Origin of the sequence: Rhizobium laguerreae, from assembly GCF_019778565.1 — a bacterium.
Taxonomy (GTDB): Bacteria; Pseudomonadota; Alphaproteobacteria; order Rhizobiales; family Rhizobiaceae; genus Rhizobium; species Rhizobium laguerreae.
This window is the reverse complement of the sequence record NZ_JAAXQT010000013.1, coordinates 25,088-41,619: the sequence shown is the minus strand read 5'-3', so window position 1 is coordinate 41,619 and position 16,532 is coordinate 25,088. Positions and strand designations below refer to the sequence as shown.

Below are 16,532 nucleotides of genomic sequence, written 5' to 3'. Positions count from 1 at the left end.
TAAAAGATAATGCACACGACAAACGTAACGACGCCCTTCGGGCGGCGGTCGATGACTCTTGGCATGCTTGCAAACCAGGTCATGGCCGGGGAGATCAAACCGGATCAGTCGGTCGGCAAGTGGAAATTGTTTCGCGCGCTATGCGAAGCAAAGCCGCTGCTCGGCATCGGCGATCGGGCGCTTACCGTGCTCAACGCTCTTTTGAGCTTTTATCCGAAGAATGAGCTGGCCCAGGGAAACGATTTGATCGTCTTCCCGTCGAATATCCAGCTTTCGCTCAGAACGCATGGCATGGCCGAACAGACGGTGCGGCGTCATCTCGCCGCGCTCGTCGATGCAGGTCTTCTACTGCGTAAGGATAGTCCCAATGGCAAGCGTTATGTCCGCAGAGACAGGGCAGGGGAGGTCGACGAGGCTTTCGGCTTCTCGCTGGCGCCGCTGCTTGCCCGTGCCGAGGAGATCGAACAGCTTGCGGCCGCAGTGATGGCTGAGCGGCTGCATGTCCAGCGTTTGCGTGAACGCATCACCCTTTGCCGCCGTGACATTGCCAAACTGATCGAAGCGGCAGTTGAAGAAGAGATCCCCGGGGATTGGCAAGGCCTCTACAGCGAATTCCGGGACCTGATCGAAGGCCTGCCGCGATCGCCGACGGTAGCGCAGCTTGAATTGCTGCTGGATGAATTGGAGGTTCAGCGGGCGGGTATCCGTAACCGATTGGAAATTCGGATTAAATCAACAAAACAGAGCGGCAATGCCGATTATATTGAGCGTCACATACAGAATTCAAAACCCGAATCCATTATTGAATTTGAACCAAGCTTCGAAACGAAGCGGGGCGCGATGGCTGAGCAAGACAACGATCGAGGGGTCGTGACGCCAGAGAAGGGTAGGGGTGAGGCAGAGCAAAGTCGGCAGTCGGGCGGCCGCAACGATGGTGGCGGCCTGAAATCCTTCCCGCTGGGCCTCGTTCTGCAGGCCTGCCCGGAAATCCTTGCCTATGGGCCGGATGGCGTAATCCGCAACTGGCGTGATCTGATGGCCGCAGCCGTCATCGTTCGATCGATGCTGGGCGTCAGTCCGTCGGCTTACGAAGAGGCCGCCAATGTGATGGGTCCGGAAAATGCCGCGACCGTAATGGCATGCATCCTGGAGCGCGGCGGCCACATCAATTCGGCAGGTGGCTATCTTCGTGGCCTGACGCGGCGAAGCGAAAAGGGAGAATTCGCGATCGGCCCGATGCTGATGGCGCTTCTGCGGGCGCACGGGGAGGGCAGGTTGAAGGTTGGGTAGAGCTTTGATCATCGTGAATTGGGACCGAACTCAAAATTTTCATGACGCGGAAACCAGTTTTCTTCGGTGGTCAACTGACCACCGGTATAAGGTGCTGAAAGATAATGGTTTTTTCGGATCGAGATTTTTGTCGGAGCTAATTATGCGCGGTGTGCGCCTATGAACAAGTTGCGTCCCGAGGCAGAGCACAAGATTCGACTGGTGAGAGAGCTGAATTGTGGCGTCAGAAAATGGGGAAGGCCCGAACGGTGACCCCGCGGCTCGCTCTGACGGCAGAGACGGCGACGATGATAGTTCGGCAGCCTATGCAATATGCGTTCCGCGGGTGGAAAACCGGACTGGAGCAACGGTCAAGGGCAAGTCGCCGTGCGAATGTGACCTTCGGACCCCTTGACCGTCACTGGGCGCGGCCAGCGCGAAGGCCGGCGGGAATCATCACTCCCTACAAATGTAGATCGGAGGCCTAGTGCTGGCGACCAACCGGCAGCAGGCGGAAATGACGGATGACCGACCAAAGCGATTTCTTTGATTTGGCACCGTTGTCGGTGAATGGTCATGACGGAATATCTCCACCTCCTGCCAGCCTATCGCCAGTATGCCGAGTTGGGGATTGAATAACGAGTCGCCTGGATCCGTGCAGATCGTTGGCAGGAAACAGCCGATGCGAGGGCTGCACTGGCGCGGCTGGAAGATCTGCTCTCCTATCCGCCGCGCGATCGAATGCCTTGTCTGCTTCTCTATGGCGATATCGGCATGGGAAAGACAAAAATCATCCGAAAGTTTCTTCGCGATCACCAGCCCATCTCCGATCGTGGAACCGGGGTGACGAGCATGCCGGTCGTGGCGATGCAGATGCCGGCCGAACCCGTCGAAGGCGATGTATACGGCGAACGCCTCAATGCAATGAGCGCACCGGGTCCAAGCGGAGACGAGACCTTCCGTCTGAAGACCACTTGCCGCACTCGGATGCTGATCATCGATGAGATCCATGCCTTGCTGACCGGGACGTATCGGCAGCAACGGGTCTTCCTCAACGTCATTCGCTTTCTGGCGAACGATCTGAAAGTCCCGTTGACCTGCGCCGGTACCGATCTCGCCCGTCAGGCGTTGTTGACGGATCCTCAGCTCGCGGAGAGGTTCGAAGCATTTCACCTTAAGCGGTGGTCAAATACACAGCAGTTTGCGCAGTTGCTCGCAAGTCTCGAAAGCATAATGCCTCTGCGCCAGTCATCTCAGCTTGGGACCGCAGCGGTTCGCCGCAAAGTTCTGGATATGACCGATGGCTTCACGGTGCGAATTTTTCGCCTGATCGAGACAGTTGCGCTCGAAGCCGTCCGAAATGGGAAGGAGACGATCACTTTTGAGAGCTTCGACGGTGACAACCTTGTCCTGCCGCTGGTTGCGATGGCGCGGCGCACTGAAGGCCGCCTGCAGCGACATGCAACCCAGTGAGACCGGTGCGGCTGCTGGCTATTGCCCGACGGCCCTTTGAGGATAAGCTTCTCAGCTGTTGTTGGCGGGTGGCGAGCCATTACTCCAACCATCTCACCCCGGCAGGTTGGAAACTGGATAAGTGGACTTTCGGAAGGCTCGAACACACAATTCTTCAATCACGACATTCCGACCGACCAGTCCGCGTCTATGGGCGCTTGCCTGTCGTCTGCGGCAAGTCGATCTGGAGCGACTGTCTCTGAAGGCTACCGGGCGCAGCAGAGCGTCTTTCGTCAGCGATGCGGCGCATCGAGGCGTTTGTCCGGCATGCCTGGACGAAGATGCCGAGGAGGGGAGGGACCACTACTGCCGCCAATCGTGGCCATGCGTCGAAGCAGTGGTCTGCCCCCGGCACAGAATTGGCCTCGAGATTAACTGCGGCGGATGTTTCCGCAGCTGTCTGTTTCAGTTTCGGTCTACGCCTGATGGTGTTGTTAGACTGGTTTGCCGTGATTGGATGCGGTCGTCTGGGCGCGGCGGTTCCAGCGCCGCGATCAAACAGACTTGCTGCAGGTCGTATCGTTAGTAGGCGAGGCCATCGGCAAGGGCGGGTCGGAGTTTGAATGCACCGAGACGGCAAGCCGCTTCCTCTGGTCGCCACGGCCGGAAGGGATACCATACATCGCCGCGCTGGGTTTATCGCTGCCTTATGGTCAACGGCCGTCAGTTACGGCAGGCGCGGCGCCGCTGGCCAGCCTTCCACCGGCATGGCGAGCCGTGACCATTACGGCCATTTCAGACCTCCTCTTTCAGGAGACCGCCAAGAAGGCTCTACTCTCTGCCTCCGTTCGCGAAGCCTTTCGGCAATTCGAGCGCGGGCCGGTCCCAGAGTATCATCCGGTACCTCCACCAACGCGGGCGGCGTCAGTTCTAAATCTACGTGCGGAAACCAAGTACCGGCAGTTGGCCCGCGGCATTGTCGAAAGCGAAGGCTGGAAATCTCTGCCGTCCAAAACAGGGCGCGCAAGAAACCGGGCAATCGGCAAGTTGATGCTCTGTGCCCTCAATGACGGATGAGACCAAACCGATGTGCCTCATCCAGCAGGTGGCGAACAGAGGACGGTTGCCATTTGCGCCCACCGCGTGCCGGCCGCTCACCCATCTGATCCAGTTGGGCGGCAATATCGCGCAGCGACAGATCTGGATCAGCAATGGCAATCGCTGCAACGAGCTTCATCAGGTGATCCTCTGGGGCACGACGGGGCGAGCGCCCCAAAAGCTCGGAGCCGGCAAGCTTCTCGCGGACCATACGATGCACGGCGCGGCGCAGGCGTTCCACCGTCCAGTCATGGCCCCGGCGATTTAGCACCCGGACGACATTGTCCCAGCTGTGCTGAGGCCGGAGTTGCCGCACCATCGGCAGCCACGTTTGGGCGGACGAGATCAACTCGTCGAGATAGAGTTTGTCTCGCGCCTTCGACACCGCCTTGATCGCTTCTGGCCGCCGCTCTCGAAGTCCAGGATTGCCCGGCAGCTTGCCACGCGCTTTTGCCGCCTTTATGCCAGCTCTGGTTCGCTCGGCGATTAAAGCCCGTTCGAGCTGCGCGACAGCTCCGAGAACCTGAAGAGAAAACATCCCCTGGGGGGTGGACGTGTCGATGGGATCGCGGATCGATCGGAAATGGACGCCGCGTTCTTCAAGGTCCTCGATCACCTGCAACAGATGGCTGACTGAGCGGGCGAGGCGATCCAGCCGGACAACCACAAGCACGTCGCCAGCCGCGAGCTCGACGAGGAGTCTCGTCAGAATCGGTCTGGCCCGTGATGCACCGGATCCGTGCTCCTGAAAAATCCGCTCGCAGCCGGCGGCGCGCAACTCGTCCATCTGCGCATCATGGACCTGATCGTCGGTCGAGACGCGTGCATAACCGATAAGACGTTTGGGGGCCGGCGCTGGATTGGCGGCTTGCCGTTTTGCCATGATTTTCTCGCGCGATTTTACGGTGCTTTGTACAGTTAAGGAACGCGTGAGAAAATGACCAGTTGCAAGCGTGTTTTAGGGCATAAATGCAGCCCCGCCAGACTCGATAAACAGCTTCGAACGAGCGTCGGCCGTATCCAGCGTGAAACGCGCTCTGGTGGCCATCTGCGTCCGAAATGCCGGAAAAATAAGGAGATCGGAGGAGGGGAGGGAACATGAAAGCCCATTTGCGCGAAAAGATAATGGAGGAACTGCGCTCATAGGCAGGGAGGGCCGCTGTGAGTAGCCAGCAGAGCAGAGACGTTTCCGCCGAACCTCGCCGAAATCTGCTCGAAACGCCGGAAAACCAAGCGTTTCCAGTCATCCAGGACGACCGACATTGCTGATTTGCGACTCCAGATCAACAACCAACGATAACCAGTACTTATCGATGGTTATAACCCTAACTGTGGACCATATCACGTGAGGAACTGTAATAATCATATAGAGTTCGTTTAGCAAATCGTTTACCATAAAATCAATGGCTTACGATCTTGCGAAAATCAGTATGACAGCCCTGATGCGGCCGGCTTTCGACGCCGGTCTCGCGCTCACGCGTCTGGATGAGCGTATCGCCCGTTCACCGGTTGGCGCGGGCTGGATCGAACGATCCCACTTCACCGATGCCTGCGCCTCGCTGTGGATCGACGGCGAACTCGTCCATCTCGAAGACCTCGTCCTCCACGACGCCACGAAGGATATTCGCACGCCCACCCACGAGCTGACAATCGCCCGCGACGTTCTTCGTACCCGCCGGCGCATTGCCGCCCAGCTGCCCGGCTGGGCGTTATCGGCAGAGGGTATCCGAACTTTGCGACAGACGTCGGACATCAATCCGGTCAGCGCTGAGGCGGTGGAGCCGGCCAGCGTCGTTCGGCCAGCGGTCGCCTTCGGTCCGGAAGGGGAGGAGGACGATGGTGATAACGCGGAGAATTTACCCGGCGTCGACTATGCCGCCATCGATGCGCTGCTCGCCCGATCGGACGCGGCGATCGAAAGTGCTACTCGGCCAAGCCGTGCCGGCGCGCGAGAAAAAGATCCGTTGGTCTATGATCTCGACTGGGACGAGGATTCCAGGCTCGACGAATGGCGCGGCGTGTTGCGTCAGGCCGAAATTTTGCCGGCGGTGTTGCAGGCCATCGTCGCCTTGGATGCCTGGAACGAACTCTCCGTGCTTCAGCACGCCCCTTGGCTCGGCCGGCTGCTGGCCGCGTCGATCCTGCGCCAGGCCGGCGTCACCACCGGCGCCCATCTCGCGGCCATCAACCTTGGCCTCAAAACCATTCCGGTCGATCGGCGCCGGCATCGCGATCGCGAGACCCGGCTGCTGGCCATCGCCCACGGATTTTTGGCGGCCGCCGAAGTCGGAATGAAAGAGCATGACCGGCTGACTCTGGCGAAGACGATGATGGACCGAAAACTTGAAGGACGGCGAACCTCCTCGAAATTGCCGGAGCTGGTCGAGCTGGTGATGGCGAAACCGCTGGTGTCGGCCGGGATGGCGGCGAAGACGCTGGACGTCACTCCACAGGCGGCGCGGCGGATTGTTTTGGAGCTGGGCCTGCGCGAGATGACGGGGAGGGGGAGGTTTCGGGCGTGGGGGATATTGTAGATTATTGTCTCCGAACAAGGTTGTACTTCCAGAGTGCTGTAATAACCAATTGATTGTGCCGCCCTCGAATGTAAGGATGGCCAGATTAAATCGTGGGGGATTTCATAATTGGCAATGAGCGCAGTTCAGGTCTGGAGCCCCTGACGACTGGGAATTATTCTCACTTAATCTGCTTCAGCATCGGCATGGCGCTTTGAATGTGCACAAAATTCCAGCCACTCATCAAGGCGACTTCGGGATTGATTTCTACTGCACAAAGGAGGCCGTCGCCTATCAGTGCTACGCAGTGGAAGAGCCAATAGACATCTCGACCCGAGCTGATAGGCAAAAAACGAAAATCACCCGAGATTTGGCCAAGATCGTCGCGAACGCGCTTGAGATAAAAAAACTGTTCAACGATGTCAAAATTAAACACTGGATTCTTCTTTCACCGCTGCATGACAGCAAGGAAGTGAACCTCCATTGCTCTAAAAAGACAAAGGATATGCGTGAAAAGAAATGCAGCGTTTTAGACGACGCGTTTGAAGTTGCCATTCATGACATGACTCTTTTTCCGTCTGCGGTGATCGCAAGCGGCCTGACCTCGATTTCGAGTGTGAAGCTGTCTGTTCCTGCGCCTTCAACTGAAGAGGTGGCAGCTTGGACTGTGGGATCATCCAATTTGCTGGCTAACGCCCATCATAAGCTTTCAAAGCGCACATCTCCCGAGAATGTTGGCGACGCTGTTGCGGATGCAACCTCAGCATTCCTGCAAGGGAATGCTTTGCTTGACGCACTGCGCAACGGGTCACCGGACCTTCATGAGAAAGTTACCGCGGCCATTAAAAGTCGAGCTCGACGGATCCAGTTCGCCGGTCCGCTAGGTGGGCAAAGTGCAAGCGGCATCTTGCATGCTGAACTGGACTCACTGATCTCAGCTGTCCTATCAGCTGCCCCAAACCTTTCCGATGAGAACGCCGAGCAGATCGCGTATGGCGCAATCTCGGAGTGGATTATGCGTTGCCCATTGGATTTCCCAAATGTCTAACAAATCGCCTTTCCGAAACGCGGTTCTTAGCGGCACATTTACTTACACGCCGAGACCAGATCCCGTGCCAGCTGATTTGAGAATGTCATGGGGCCTCGCGGTTCTCTTGCTTGCGCTACTCTACAGCAAGGGCAAGAAATCAAATTTTCAAAAGTTGCAGTTTCTCGCCCACTCGGTTCGTCTGCCGGAAGGAAGAGAAGAGGTTCGAGGTCTGCTTTCGGGGCAATATCGGCCCTCCGACGTATCAGTTCGGGTCGAACCATCTCTCAATCGCGCTGTGTCTCTGGCCTTTGGGCTAAAGCTGGTGAACATTGAACGGGGAGTTTCAATTACTTTGACGGATAGTGGCAAGATCACAGCGGAGGCGATCGCCAAAGCAGGCGATTTGCTTGAGGAGGAACTCAGATTTTTACGTGATGTTGCACCGCGGATGACCGATATTCTTATGAAGCGCGTATGGCGGTTGGAGGACCTGATTTGACTATGAGGTTTAGACACCTTCGCCTGCGAGCCTTGACGTCTGATGGAACCTATGGCGCAGACGTCAGATTCGGCGAAGGTCTGACGGTGCTGTGGGCAGATAACACCAAGGGAAAATCGACCTGCATGCAGGGCATGCTGTACGCGCTTGGCTTGGAGAAGATGTTGAGCCCGCGCAGAGAGATTCCTTTGCCGCACGCAATGACGTCCTACCTGAATCGTGACGACGGGCAGCGTGTCGACGTAGTCGAGTCGCGGGTGTCGCTAGAAATCTCCAATGGCCGAGGGCAGATCATAACAGTTCATAGGGCTGTTAAGGCGCCCACGGACAGCAGATTGATTACTGTCGATTTCGGTGCCGCTCTTACGGATGGCTCCAAGCCGCTCCGAACTCAAAACTTCTTCGTCCTTGATAGCGGCGCAGCCCAACGCGAAGATGGATTCCATTTCTTTCTCGAGCAGTTTTTGGGATGGGAGCTGCCGAAAGTACGCCGCTACGACTCTCCGGAGACCAAGCTGTATCTTGAAACGGTATTCCCACTTTTCTGGGTGGAACAGAAATACGGCTGGTCAGCGATCCCGGCTGCAATACCGACCTACATGCGGATCCGTGAAGTTCATAAGAGGGCGGTGGAGTTTCTTCTCGATCTGGATGTCCATAAACTGGAGCTGCAGCGCGAGCGACTATCGGAGCGGATTGCGACGAATGCCAAAGAGTGGTCAGCGGTGCATGAGGAAATAAATCGGTTCGCGTCCCGCAACGGGGGCAGGGTCGTTGCGCTTTTGGATAAACCTTTAGCGGACGTTGGAATTCTCGATCGCGCTCACTTGGAAATGGCTGAAGGCGTCAACTGGGCCCCCATGTCGACGATGGTAGCACGCTATCGTGCGATAGCAGCGGAATTAAGCGCCGTATCCGTCCCAGAGGTTAGTGAACAGTCGACTGAGGTCTCCCGTCGCTTGCAGCAACGAATTCAAGAAGTCGACCACCTTAACGCCGAGAGGATTCGCCTTCACGGTATCAGGCAGTTGAAGTCGGCAGACATGCTCTCGTTGCAAAGGCGGATCGATACGCTAGCTGACGATCTTGCAAAAAACCTGGACGTACAGAAGTTACAACGATACTCCGGTGTCTCGGCAATCCTCACACCGGATCGTTGCCCAACCTGTGAGCAGGCCCTGATTGACACGCTGCTTTCCCAAGACGCGCTGTCTGCTGTCATGCCGATTGCCGATAATATTGAGTACATTCGTTCGCAAAAGAAAATGTTCGAGGACATTCTGGGGCGCGAGTCCACTGACGACGAGAGCAGAGCCGATCAGCTCAACGCTATCAATCGCGAACTCGCTGATCTCTACGCGCAGATTAGATCACTTCGTTCGGAGCTTGTTGCTCCTGGTTCAAATCCGTCGGCCGCGGCTATCGAAGATCGTATCCGAGCTGAAGCGAAGGTTCGCGATCTCGAGGCACTCCAAGGAGTCTTCGAAGAAGCTATCAATAGATTGGCGGTGATTCAAGAGGATTATGCCTCGCTACTGCTCGAGCAAGCAAAGCTTCCAAAGGACAAACTTTCCGCGACCGACCAATCCAAACTTAATAACCTGACAACGCTGCTCCAGTCGCAAGCCGCCGAATTCGGATTCAGCACCTTTTCGGCGAGCGAACTGGAGATTTCCGATGACAGCTATAGACCCGAGAAAGAAGGCTTCGAGATCGGGTTTGAGACGTCTGCAAGCGACGCGATCCGTTTGAAGTGGGCGTATCAGCTAAGTCTGCTCGAACTTGCGTCGAGTTTCCGGACTAATCATCCGGAGTTACTGATATTCGATGAGCCTCGCCAGCAATCTTCGTCCAAGGTTAGCTTTGAAAGTTTGCTCAGACGCGCTTCGAAGACGCGCGATCGAGGGCAGCAGGTGATATTTTCGACCAGTGAAGACTTGGAGAGCCTACGGCAGATAACCAGCTCGATGGAGTGCCACGAAGAAATATTCGACGGCTACATCCTTCAGAGGATTGGATAGATTGCACCAAGGTCTCGGAATGCAATGACGCCGGCACAGTGCTTACCGCATTTTCTAGGGATGGCGCCCTTGAGGGCGAGTCTCCGCGCTGCGCCAAACTTTACCACCACGTTCACCGCGCCGCTTTGGGTTCCGTCAGCGTCCAAGCAAGTACGCCGGAAAGACTAGAATTCACCGAAATCCAGAGAGACGAACACTTTTTTAGATTCTATACCGTGTTTGGTCATAAACTGCTCGAGGTAAAAAAGGCCAAATCTATCCAGCATGGCCGAAGCGCTGCCTTCTCTGAGCACATGGAAGCAACTACCGTCGCCTGTCTCGTTCGACTCGTATGTTGTAATAAAACCTGCATCGCTTAGAAGACGAAGATCACCCTCTAAGTCTTTATAACGTTCGAGCAAGCGCTCTAGCTTTGTGTGGGAGACCTTATATCTATCGGACTCAGCGCTCGATGCATGGCTTTTTCCCGCCGCGTCCACATATATTCAAATATCTCGCGTGTGATGCGAGGTAGTTCTTTTAAATCGGCTACGAATGCCTCAACAAACTCTCTCGTCTCGCCCTCGGTCGCTCCCATATCGGCGTGCAGGAAGGATGCGAATTTTTTAAGGTCTGATAATCTCTCACGAGGTATCGCCTCGGCATACTGCTCGATCCCCGTAGCGAAGGTTCCGTCTTCGTTAGGAATTTCCAGCTCGATCTTCACCCGCGCAACCTGCTGCGAGACAAGCTGATGAAGGCCCTGTAATTCATCTAGAGGCAGATTAACCAGCGCCTTGCAAAGGTCGGTGTAGTCCCAAATGTCCTCAGTCTTGAAATTGGCCTTGTCGATGAACTCCTGCTTCAGGCCTGTGTAGCTCTTTTGCTTTGTCCCCGCGATCATAATTATCATTTGAGGATACAGTGTGATCTGTTCGGCTGTAAGCACTTCCAGCGTATCGTTGATCTTGCCAGATCCGCCCTGTGACGTGACTTGAATCCCTATCCCGCGAACGTCATCGATGAGGTCGAGACCAGGTGCGTTACTACGCTCCTCATTCGCATTTTTCAGGCTATAGCCGTAGATGTTGTTGATGATGTCTCGGTAAAAGTTCTCAAGGAGCTTTGTAAGATCGGTCATACCAAGCTTGTTTCTATTCGCAACCTGACCTCCGATAGAGGCGAGGTCGTCAATAAGCTGTCCGATAAAGTAGCCTGCGGTAATCACCGTCCATTCCTCTACAATTCGAAGCCAAAGGCGAGATAGTCGTACATACAAGCGAGCTTCTTGAAGAATGAACGGTATGAGCCTTCTTTTAACCTATCGGAGTTGTCCCTCAGGAACTGGCCAAGCACCGTTAGATCAATCTCGGTTTTCTGCTGGAATGGCAGCATCAGTGTAGCTTTTTCAGGCGTCGTGCGATCAATGATCTCTAGGGTGCTGAGACCCCTAAAATCTCTATCAAACTGCGTGCGATATCCATTGGTGGTAAAACCGCGACCAAGCGTGCGGTTCGCGACCAATCGCGCATCAGCGTATGGGCATGCCTGAAGACCGTCTCTATCCGTGATCCCTGCCTCGCGAAGGTACCGGAAAGCAGGGATATTTGCGTTTGATAGCTTCTTGAATAGCGGGTAGGTCGATTTCAGGATCTCGTCAGCGTGGTAATTCGTCTTCTCCAGAAGGATATCGTCGAAGACGTCATCGACGGTGATGCCTGTGTAACCGCGGGCCGTCAGGATCTCCTTCTGCTTCTCAGTGACAGTCTCTTCCCGCTTCTTGAAGTCCTTGGCCACGCCGACGCCGACGACAAATTCGATGTCGTCCTTTTCCCCGATGTCATCTAGATCTCTGACAGCCAGCTTGACCTCAGGATCAATTGATTTCACCAACTCGTACATCTGCTCCTTGCAGTATCTCAAAACGCGAGCAGGGATCTTACGCTTGGTCGCCTCGACCGCTGCGTAAATCTTAGAAAAGTCGTTCGTTCTGACCAGCGTCACGCGGACCTTACTGGCCCCGATCGTGATGGTCGCTCCTTCGAAGGCGTCGTCCTGTCCGCTGTCTGGTCGCTCGACAAAGATCAGGTTGTCTTCGAACTGTTTGAGCTTGTCACCTCCTACGCACTCGGCAATGGACCCGATGATGGCTTGGATGTGTGGGTCATTTATCGAGTAACCGAGGAAAATTACAGGATGCTCGACGAAAATCGTGATGAGTTTCGCGGCGAGATACGGGTTCTTTTTCTGAAAATCTTTATAATCGTCTTCGGTTAGAATGAGCGACGACGGACGGGACGAGCAACCGTGGATTTTATAAATTTCAGCAATTGACTGAGGGTTTGAGAAGATCAACTCCTCTTGGCCGATGAAAACTTTGTAGTCAGGAAACAGATCTTCAAGAAGTAGATCCCAGTTTGTGGTGATAATGCCGTCGACGTTCATCTGTGCCAGTACTTTGATCTCGTCAGCCAGCCCTTTATCCTTGTATTCAAGGGATAGGCCGCGCAGGTATTTTGCGATTTCGAACTTAAGGGATGCTGACTGCTCTGTGGCTTCTTTGCCGTACTCCTGCTTACTGCTCTCGTAGTCTAAGTGATCCCACCACATCGGATTGAAGTCCTTCGCGATATGGGAGGCAGTGCGGGGCAGGTCTCCATCGGCGTTCGACAAATAGAAGCCATAGTCGCGGATATTTTTACAGAACCGAGCAAGCAGATCGGACCAGGTCTCCAACCCGATATATCGCCTTGAGAAACCTGAACCAACGAAAAGGAATGGTGCTGAGCCGCTGGTGTGGAGTGCTTTCGTCAGGCTATCGGTAATATCGACCATGGCTACAACTCACGCAAGTAAAAGACGCCGCATCAAACACTACCAAAGACTGATTCGGCTATAGAAACTTGCAATCCTAACTCGCACGCTGGTCTCAAAAGCTTTTAGAAGTTATCCGATAGCGGCGGGGCTTTCCGGCGACACGTCGATCCTGGGCCTTGAAGACATGGGCGAGGGGCAGGCAAGCCAGTGCGCCATGACAAAGGCGATCGCCAGTAGCGATGAGCGATATGCGGAAAGCTGGACTTGAAGCGGATATAGCTCGCCGGGAGCGGTTGCGAGCAGCCCATGATGACCAGTATGCGGTGCGGCTCCGGATCCATGAAGCGGAACGGGAGATCGAAAACGCGACCCAGCGCATCCGCGGGGCCACCTCCCGCTCGACAATGTACCCAACGGGTTTGAAGAGGAGTGCGAGCGTTATCGCCAGCGGCTGGAGGAATAAAAACGTCGTCTGGCGTCCTAAAAGTCGCGGAGAGCTGGCACCTTCGCCTTCGCCGATGAGCCGGCAGAGAAGCGTCAGAAATTGCTAGGGGTGGAGCGATCCTTGTCGGCTGATGCTGATGGGGCTCTACAGTCGTTTGGTCTCCCGGCAAGACTGAGGTAAATGATATTTCTGTGTCTTCGCACTTCGAATTGTGGACGTTTTCCATTAACATTCTTCTGAATGAGACCAAACAGCGGTCCTTGGGAGGATGAATGGCTATTGATAGTCTAGAAAAAGTGCCTCTGCTTTATCATTTTACTGATCGGAGAAACCTATCGATCATCAAGGAGATGGGAGGTCTCTACCCTTTGGCGCAGCTTGATCAGAGAAGGGTCAAGGTTCCTGCACCTGGTGGCAATGAATGGAGCCGGGACGCGGACGCGTTAAAGGGAATGGGTAACTACGTCCATCTCTGCTTTCGCAGCACCCATCCTATGGAATTTGTGGCACGTCAGGAGGGGCGGATTACGGACACAATCTTTTTGCAAATCCACCCGTCGGTCATGCAGTTTGACGGTGTCCGCTTCACGAATGACGTAGCGAACAAGGCCGGGGTCGAATCAGTTGCGATTGCAGAAGCTCTCATTGACTTCGAAGTTTTGTACACCCGGACAGACTGGAAAGACCCTGCCATTAAAGCGCGTCTTTCCCAAGTGGAAAAATATGAGGTGCTAGTCCCTCATGTCATTCCGCTGGCCTATATAAGGAACATATAGCATGGCAGAGAGACCGATCTTCATTCCCACATCTGAGGAAGATGGCTACGTCAGGAGCATCGATTTTGAGATTGCGTGGGCGGGCGGGTTTGCCGAGGTTCAGAAAAAGAAGAACATTCGTTCGCTCCATAACGCCGCCAAGGCCGCCGGATATGAATCTCTCCTGGAGGTTTCGACTAAATCCGACGAGGTGGCGGGACGTCACCTGAGTGCGTTTCATCTCCGAGTTATCAGCGATGGCGGCGAGATGCCGCTTGAGAGTGCCTTTCAAGGTAGCAAGGTGTTCGAGCACGGTGGCCCCTATACTGAGCTCTATGACGTTGATCCAAGAGAAGCGAAACGGGACCCACGCCTTCGCAGTTCTGGAGCCCTCACTGGTTTCGAATACAGTGGATTTCAATTTCCCCTAGAACCTACGACGGTGTTTTACGACTGGCTCTATCTCAATGCAATTTTCCCACACCGCCAATGGCTCAAAAATCGTGTGGACGGTGAGAAGCGGTATGATGGTTTTACAGACATCGAATTTAATCCAAACAGATCGATTAACTGTCAGGCAAAGTCGTGTGCGTTGTTCGTATCATTGATGAGAGAGGACAAGCTGGAGCAATATCTGGAGACACCCTCGACCTTTATCGATGCAATGTCTGCACACCCGTCGCGCTCGGCACAACATCAGCCACATGTACGACAGGCGCGTTTTCATGTCGCTTAAACCCGGTTGGGGTACCAGTATCTGACGTGAAATGCTTCAGTGCCACGCGATGTGATTCAGGGGAACATCCCCGCTTTTGATGACCGCGCATATCTGCGCCGATTGCGCGCATCAAGCCAGAGATGGTAGCGATGGCATATGGGGCCATGCTTCGGTCGCTTGTGCCCATAACTTTAACTTCAGGAGAATGGGTCTCGAAGTAAAAAGTGGCAATTATATCAGTCACGTAGCCGACTGGGTAGGTGCCGCCGGTTGGTATGAGTTCAAAGGCGGTGCTATTTTTCGGTAGCGAAAATTATGGCTAAGCGAACAGCTCCGCGATTGTTTCGGTGACGAGTTCGAAGGGCGTGAGAAACATCGGCGGGTTCAGAACGGCGTCTGTGCCGTGGGCGAACATGTTTCGCAGATGGCTCAGGCCCACCACGTCAGCCGACATCAGGCCCTGGGCTTTCGCGCTCTTGAGCAACTCGTCGAGCATCGGCGCAGGCCGCAGCTTGCCTTTTCTGTCCAGTCTTCCGAAGAATTGCGAGCCGATGCGCTCCCGCAGCGCCAGCTCAAGGCAGGGGAAGGTCTGGGCTGCCGCTACGGTCAGAAGGTCATACGAATAGTATGAGTAGATATACGAGTGACGGACAGCGTCGTGACATCGGCGAACGGTGTCTGGGACATTTTGGGGTAGTTCAAATCTGCACATGTCATCATACAGGTCCTCAAGGCTGCTTTCAATAAAGCCGGCTGCCCCTGAAAAATAGGGGTCAGGCGTGCGCAGCTCACTCACTCGTTTAAACATACACTCGACTCCGCCCAACATGATCACGCGAACTATGCTCTACACGAGTCTAGACTTGGCCGCGGCGCTTCGGGAATAAAAAGGGTCGTCTACACCGACGTCAAATTTCGTCTCGAAACACTGCGGAACTCTGTTTGACGTGTTCACGCGAATTGAATGGCGCTGAAAACACCCTTACGTTGTGTGCATGGATGAATAGCTGTGAGAGTTACGATGGTCGCTGAGGTTGGCCCTTGGGCAAAAGAGAAGCTGGAGATCCTGGCCCGCTATCTTGATTTTTACACAAAAGTCCTCAAGAATCAGCCATGGCGCACCATTTATGTCGATGCATTCGCCGGCGGTGGACGTGCCAAGGTGCGCAACAATAACGAACCGATAGCAACGCCCGACCTATTGGAAACACCTGACGCTCAGGACAGTGAACAGACGCAATTTCTCGATGGGTCGCCCAGGGTGGCGCTTGGTATCGCCAATCCTTTCTCGCGCTATGTTTTTATCGAGCCTGCGCCCAAACGTGCCGAAGAGCTGAGCGGACTTGAAGCAGAGTTCGGCGACAGCAGACAGATCACAACGCTCAGAGTGCCAGCAGCAGAAGGAATTGCTTGGGTAACCACCCAGGCGATTTCCAAGAGTAAACATCGTGGTGTGGCGTTTCTCGATCCCTTCGGGGCAAGGCTTGAATGGTCAAGCGTGAAATCCTTGGCTGATACCGGCTTATTCGAAGTCGTTGTAAACTTTGCCCTCAATATGGCGATCAATCGGATGCTTCCTAATGACGGCAACGTGCCGGTTGCTTGGGCCGAAACGTTGGATCGCTATTTTGGTAGCCACGAGTGGTTCGACGAGGTTTACTCATCCGATGCTCATGGCCTGTTCGCTTCGACAGAAATTCGTAAGCGAGACGACTATTCTGTGCGATTGCTGGAATTGTACCGGCGCAACCTCAAAAACGCGTTTGGCTTTGTGTCGACACCGAGGCTCATCTGCAATAGGCGCGGCGCACCGCTGTACTATTTGTTATGGGCCGGCCCGCATCGCAAAGGCCTTGAGGGTGCGGACTACATCCTGAGAATGGGTGATAAGCTGCCTAAAGTCCGGAAGGGCTCAACCTAAATACGGACCGATTTC

Annotated in this window: 15 protein-coding genes and 1 pseudogene; 12 read left to right on the top strand and 4 right to left on the bottom strand. The window is 54.8% G+C overall.

Annotated elements, in window-relative coordinates; genetic code table 11:
- The first annotated feature begins 9 nt into the window (after nucleotides 1-9).
- The 4 genes from repC (at nucleotide 10) to HFO71_RS31225 (ending at nucleotide 3,798) form a co-directional block, all read left to right on the top strand.
- Complete coding sequence (repC, locus tag HFO71_RS31235; protein WP_221978044.1) at nucleotides 10-1,290, top strand: plasmid replication protein RepC; 1,281 nt, start codon at nucleotides 10-12, stop codon at nucleotides 1,288-1,290.
- A 630-nt stretch (nucleotides 1,291-1,920) separates the two neighbouring features.
- Nucleotides 1,921-2,742 carry a TniB family NTP-binding protein gene (locus HFO71_RS31230; RefSeq protein ID WP_312886398.1) on the top strand — a complete coding sequence of 274 codons (822 nt, stop codon included), beginning with the start codon at nucleotides 1,921-1,923 and terminating at the stop codon, nucleotides 2,740-2,742.
- Between the two features lie 121 nt (nucleotides 2,743-2,863).
- Nucleotides 2,864-3,307, top strand: coding sequence for a TniQ family protein (locus tag HFO71_RS36515; RefSeq protein WP_376775548.1), 444 nt, complete (start codon nucleotides 2,864-2,866; stop codon nucleotides 3,305-3,307).
- Nucleotides 3,235-3,798: a hypothetical protein gene (locus HFO71_RS31225; protein ID WP_245007025.1), complete on the top strand. Its 564-nt coding sequence runs from the start codon at nucleotides 3,235-3,237 to the stop codon at nucleotides 3,796-3,798. The genes HFO71_RS36515 and HFO71_RS31225 overlap by 73 nt, the downstream gene beginning before the upstream one ends.
- Here the strand turns inward: HFO71_RS31225 and HFO71_RS31220 are convergent.
- Nucleotides 3,785-4,702: a recombinase family protein gene (locus HFO71_RS31220; protein WP_168337884.1), complete on the bottom strand. Its 918-nt coding sequence runs from the start codon at nucleotides 4,700-4,702 to the stop codon at nucleotides 3,785-3,787. The two genes, HFO71_RS31225 and HFO71_RS31220, sit on opposite strands and share 14 nt — an antisense overlap.
- 520 nt (nucleotides 4,703-5,222) lie before the next feature.
- Here HFO71_RS31220 and HFO71_RS31215 point away from each other — a divergent pair.
- The 4 genes from HFO71_RS31215 to HFO71_RS31200 all read left to right on the top strand — a co-directional run bounded on the left by HFO71_RS31215 (nucleotide 5,223) and on the right by HFO71_RS31200 (nucleotide 9,882).
- On the top strand, nucleotides 5,223-6,353 hold the full coding sequence (locus HFO71_RS31215; RefSeq protein WP_221978043.1) for an RHE_PE00001 family protein: 1,131 nt from the start codon (nucleotides 5,223-5,225) through the stop codon (nucleotides 6,351-6,353).
- A gap of 199 nt (nucleotides 6,354-6,552) precedes the next feature.
- Nucleotides 6,553-7,380: a hypothetical protein gene (locus HFO71_RS31210; protein WP_338150498.1), complete on the top strand. Its 828-nt coding sequence runs from the start codon at nucleotides 6,553-6,555 to the stop codon at nucleotides 7,378-7,380.
- Complete coding sequence (locus HFO71_RS31205; protein ID WP_245007023.1) at nucleotides 7,373-7,861, top strand: helix-turn-helix domain-containing protein; 489 nt, start codon at nucleotides 7,373-7,375, stop codon at nucleotides 7,859-7,861. The genes HFO71_RS31210 and HFO71_RS31205 overlap by 8 nt, the downstream gene beginning before the upstream one ends.
- Nucleotides 7,862-7,986: 125 nt before the next feature.
- Nucleotides 7,987-9,882 carry a hypothetical protein gene (locus HFO71_RS31200; RefSeq protein WP_245007022.1) on the top strand — a complete coding sequence of 632 codons (1,896 nt, stop codon included), beginning with the start codon at nucleotides 7,987-7,989 and terminating at the stop codon, nucleotides 9,880-9,882.
- A 406-nt stretch (nucleotides 9,883-10,288) separates the two neighbouring features.
- Here the strand turns inward: HFO71_RS31200 and HFO71_RS31195 are convergent, their stop codons facing one another.
- Both HFO71_RS31195 and HFO71_RS31190 read right to left on the bottom strand, forming a co-directional pair.
- Nucleotides 10,289-11,089: an SMEK domain-containing protein gene (locus HFO71_RS31195; RefSeq protein ID WP_221978041.1), complete on the bottom strand. Its 801-nt coding sequence runs from the start codon at nucleotides 11,087-11,089 to the stop codon at nucleotides 10,289-10,291.
- An 11-nt stretch (nucleotides 11,090-11,100) separates the two neighbouring features.
- Nucleotides 11,101-12,696, bottom strand: a complete 1,596-nt coding sequence (locus HFO71_RS31190) for an SIR2 family protein (RefSeq protein ID WP_221978040.1) — start codon at nucleotides 12,694-12,696, stop codon at nucleotides 11,101-11,103.
- 118 nt (nucleotides 12,697-12,814) lie between these two features.
- Here HFO71_RS31190 and HFO71_RS36510 point away from each other — a divergent pair.
- The 3 genes and pseudogenes from HFO71_RS36510 to HFO71_RS31180 all read left to right on the top strand — a co-directional run.
- Nucleotides 12,815-13,058, top strand: a pseudogene (locus tag HFO71_RS36510) (hypothetical protein); the annotation flags it as partial.
- A gap of 337 nt (nucleotides 13,059-13,395) precedes the next feature.
- Nucleotides 13,396-13,899 (top strand): DarT ssDNA thymidine ADP-ribosyltransferase family protein, encoded by a 504-nt coding sequence (locus HFO71_RS31185; RefSeq protein WP_221978039.1) that lies wholly within the window; start codon nucleotides 13,396-13,398, stop codon nucleotides 13,897-13,899.
- Nucleotide 13,900: 1 nt separating this feature from the next.
- Complete coding sequence (locus tag HFO71_RS31180; protein ID WP_221978038.1) at nucleotides 13,901-14,614, top strand: DarT1-associated NADAR antitoxin family protein; 714 nt, start codon at nucleotides 13,901-13,903, stop codon at nucleotides 14,612-14,614.
- Nucleotides 14,615-14,915: 301 nt separating this feature from the next.
- On the opposite strand, the gene HFO71_RS31175 is transcribed toward HFO71_RS31180, so the two are convergent.
- On the bottom strand, nucleotides 14,916-15,404 hold the full coding sequence (locus tag HFO71_RS31175; protein ID WP_221978037.1) for a hypothetical protein: 489 nt from the start codon (nucleotides 15,402-15,404) through the stop codon (nucleotides 14,916-14,918).
- 213 nt (nucleotides 15,405-15,617) lie between these two features.
- Between HFO71_RS31175 and tcmP the strand changes: the two genes are divergently transcribed.
- Nucleotides 15,618-16,517, top strand: coding sequence for a three-Cys-motif partner protein TcmP (gene tcmP / locus HFO71_RS31170; protein WP_221978036.1), 900 nt, complete (start codon nucleotides 15,618-15,620; stop codon nucleotides 16,515-16,517).
- Nucleotides 16,518-16,532 lie beyond the last annotated feature (15 nt).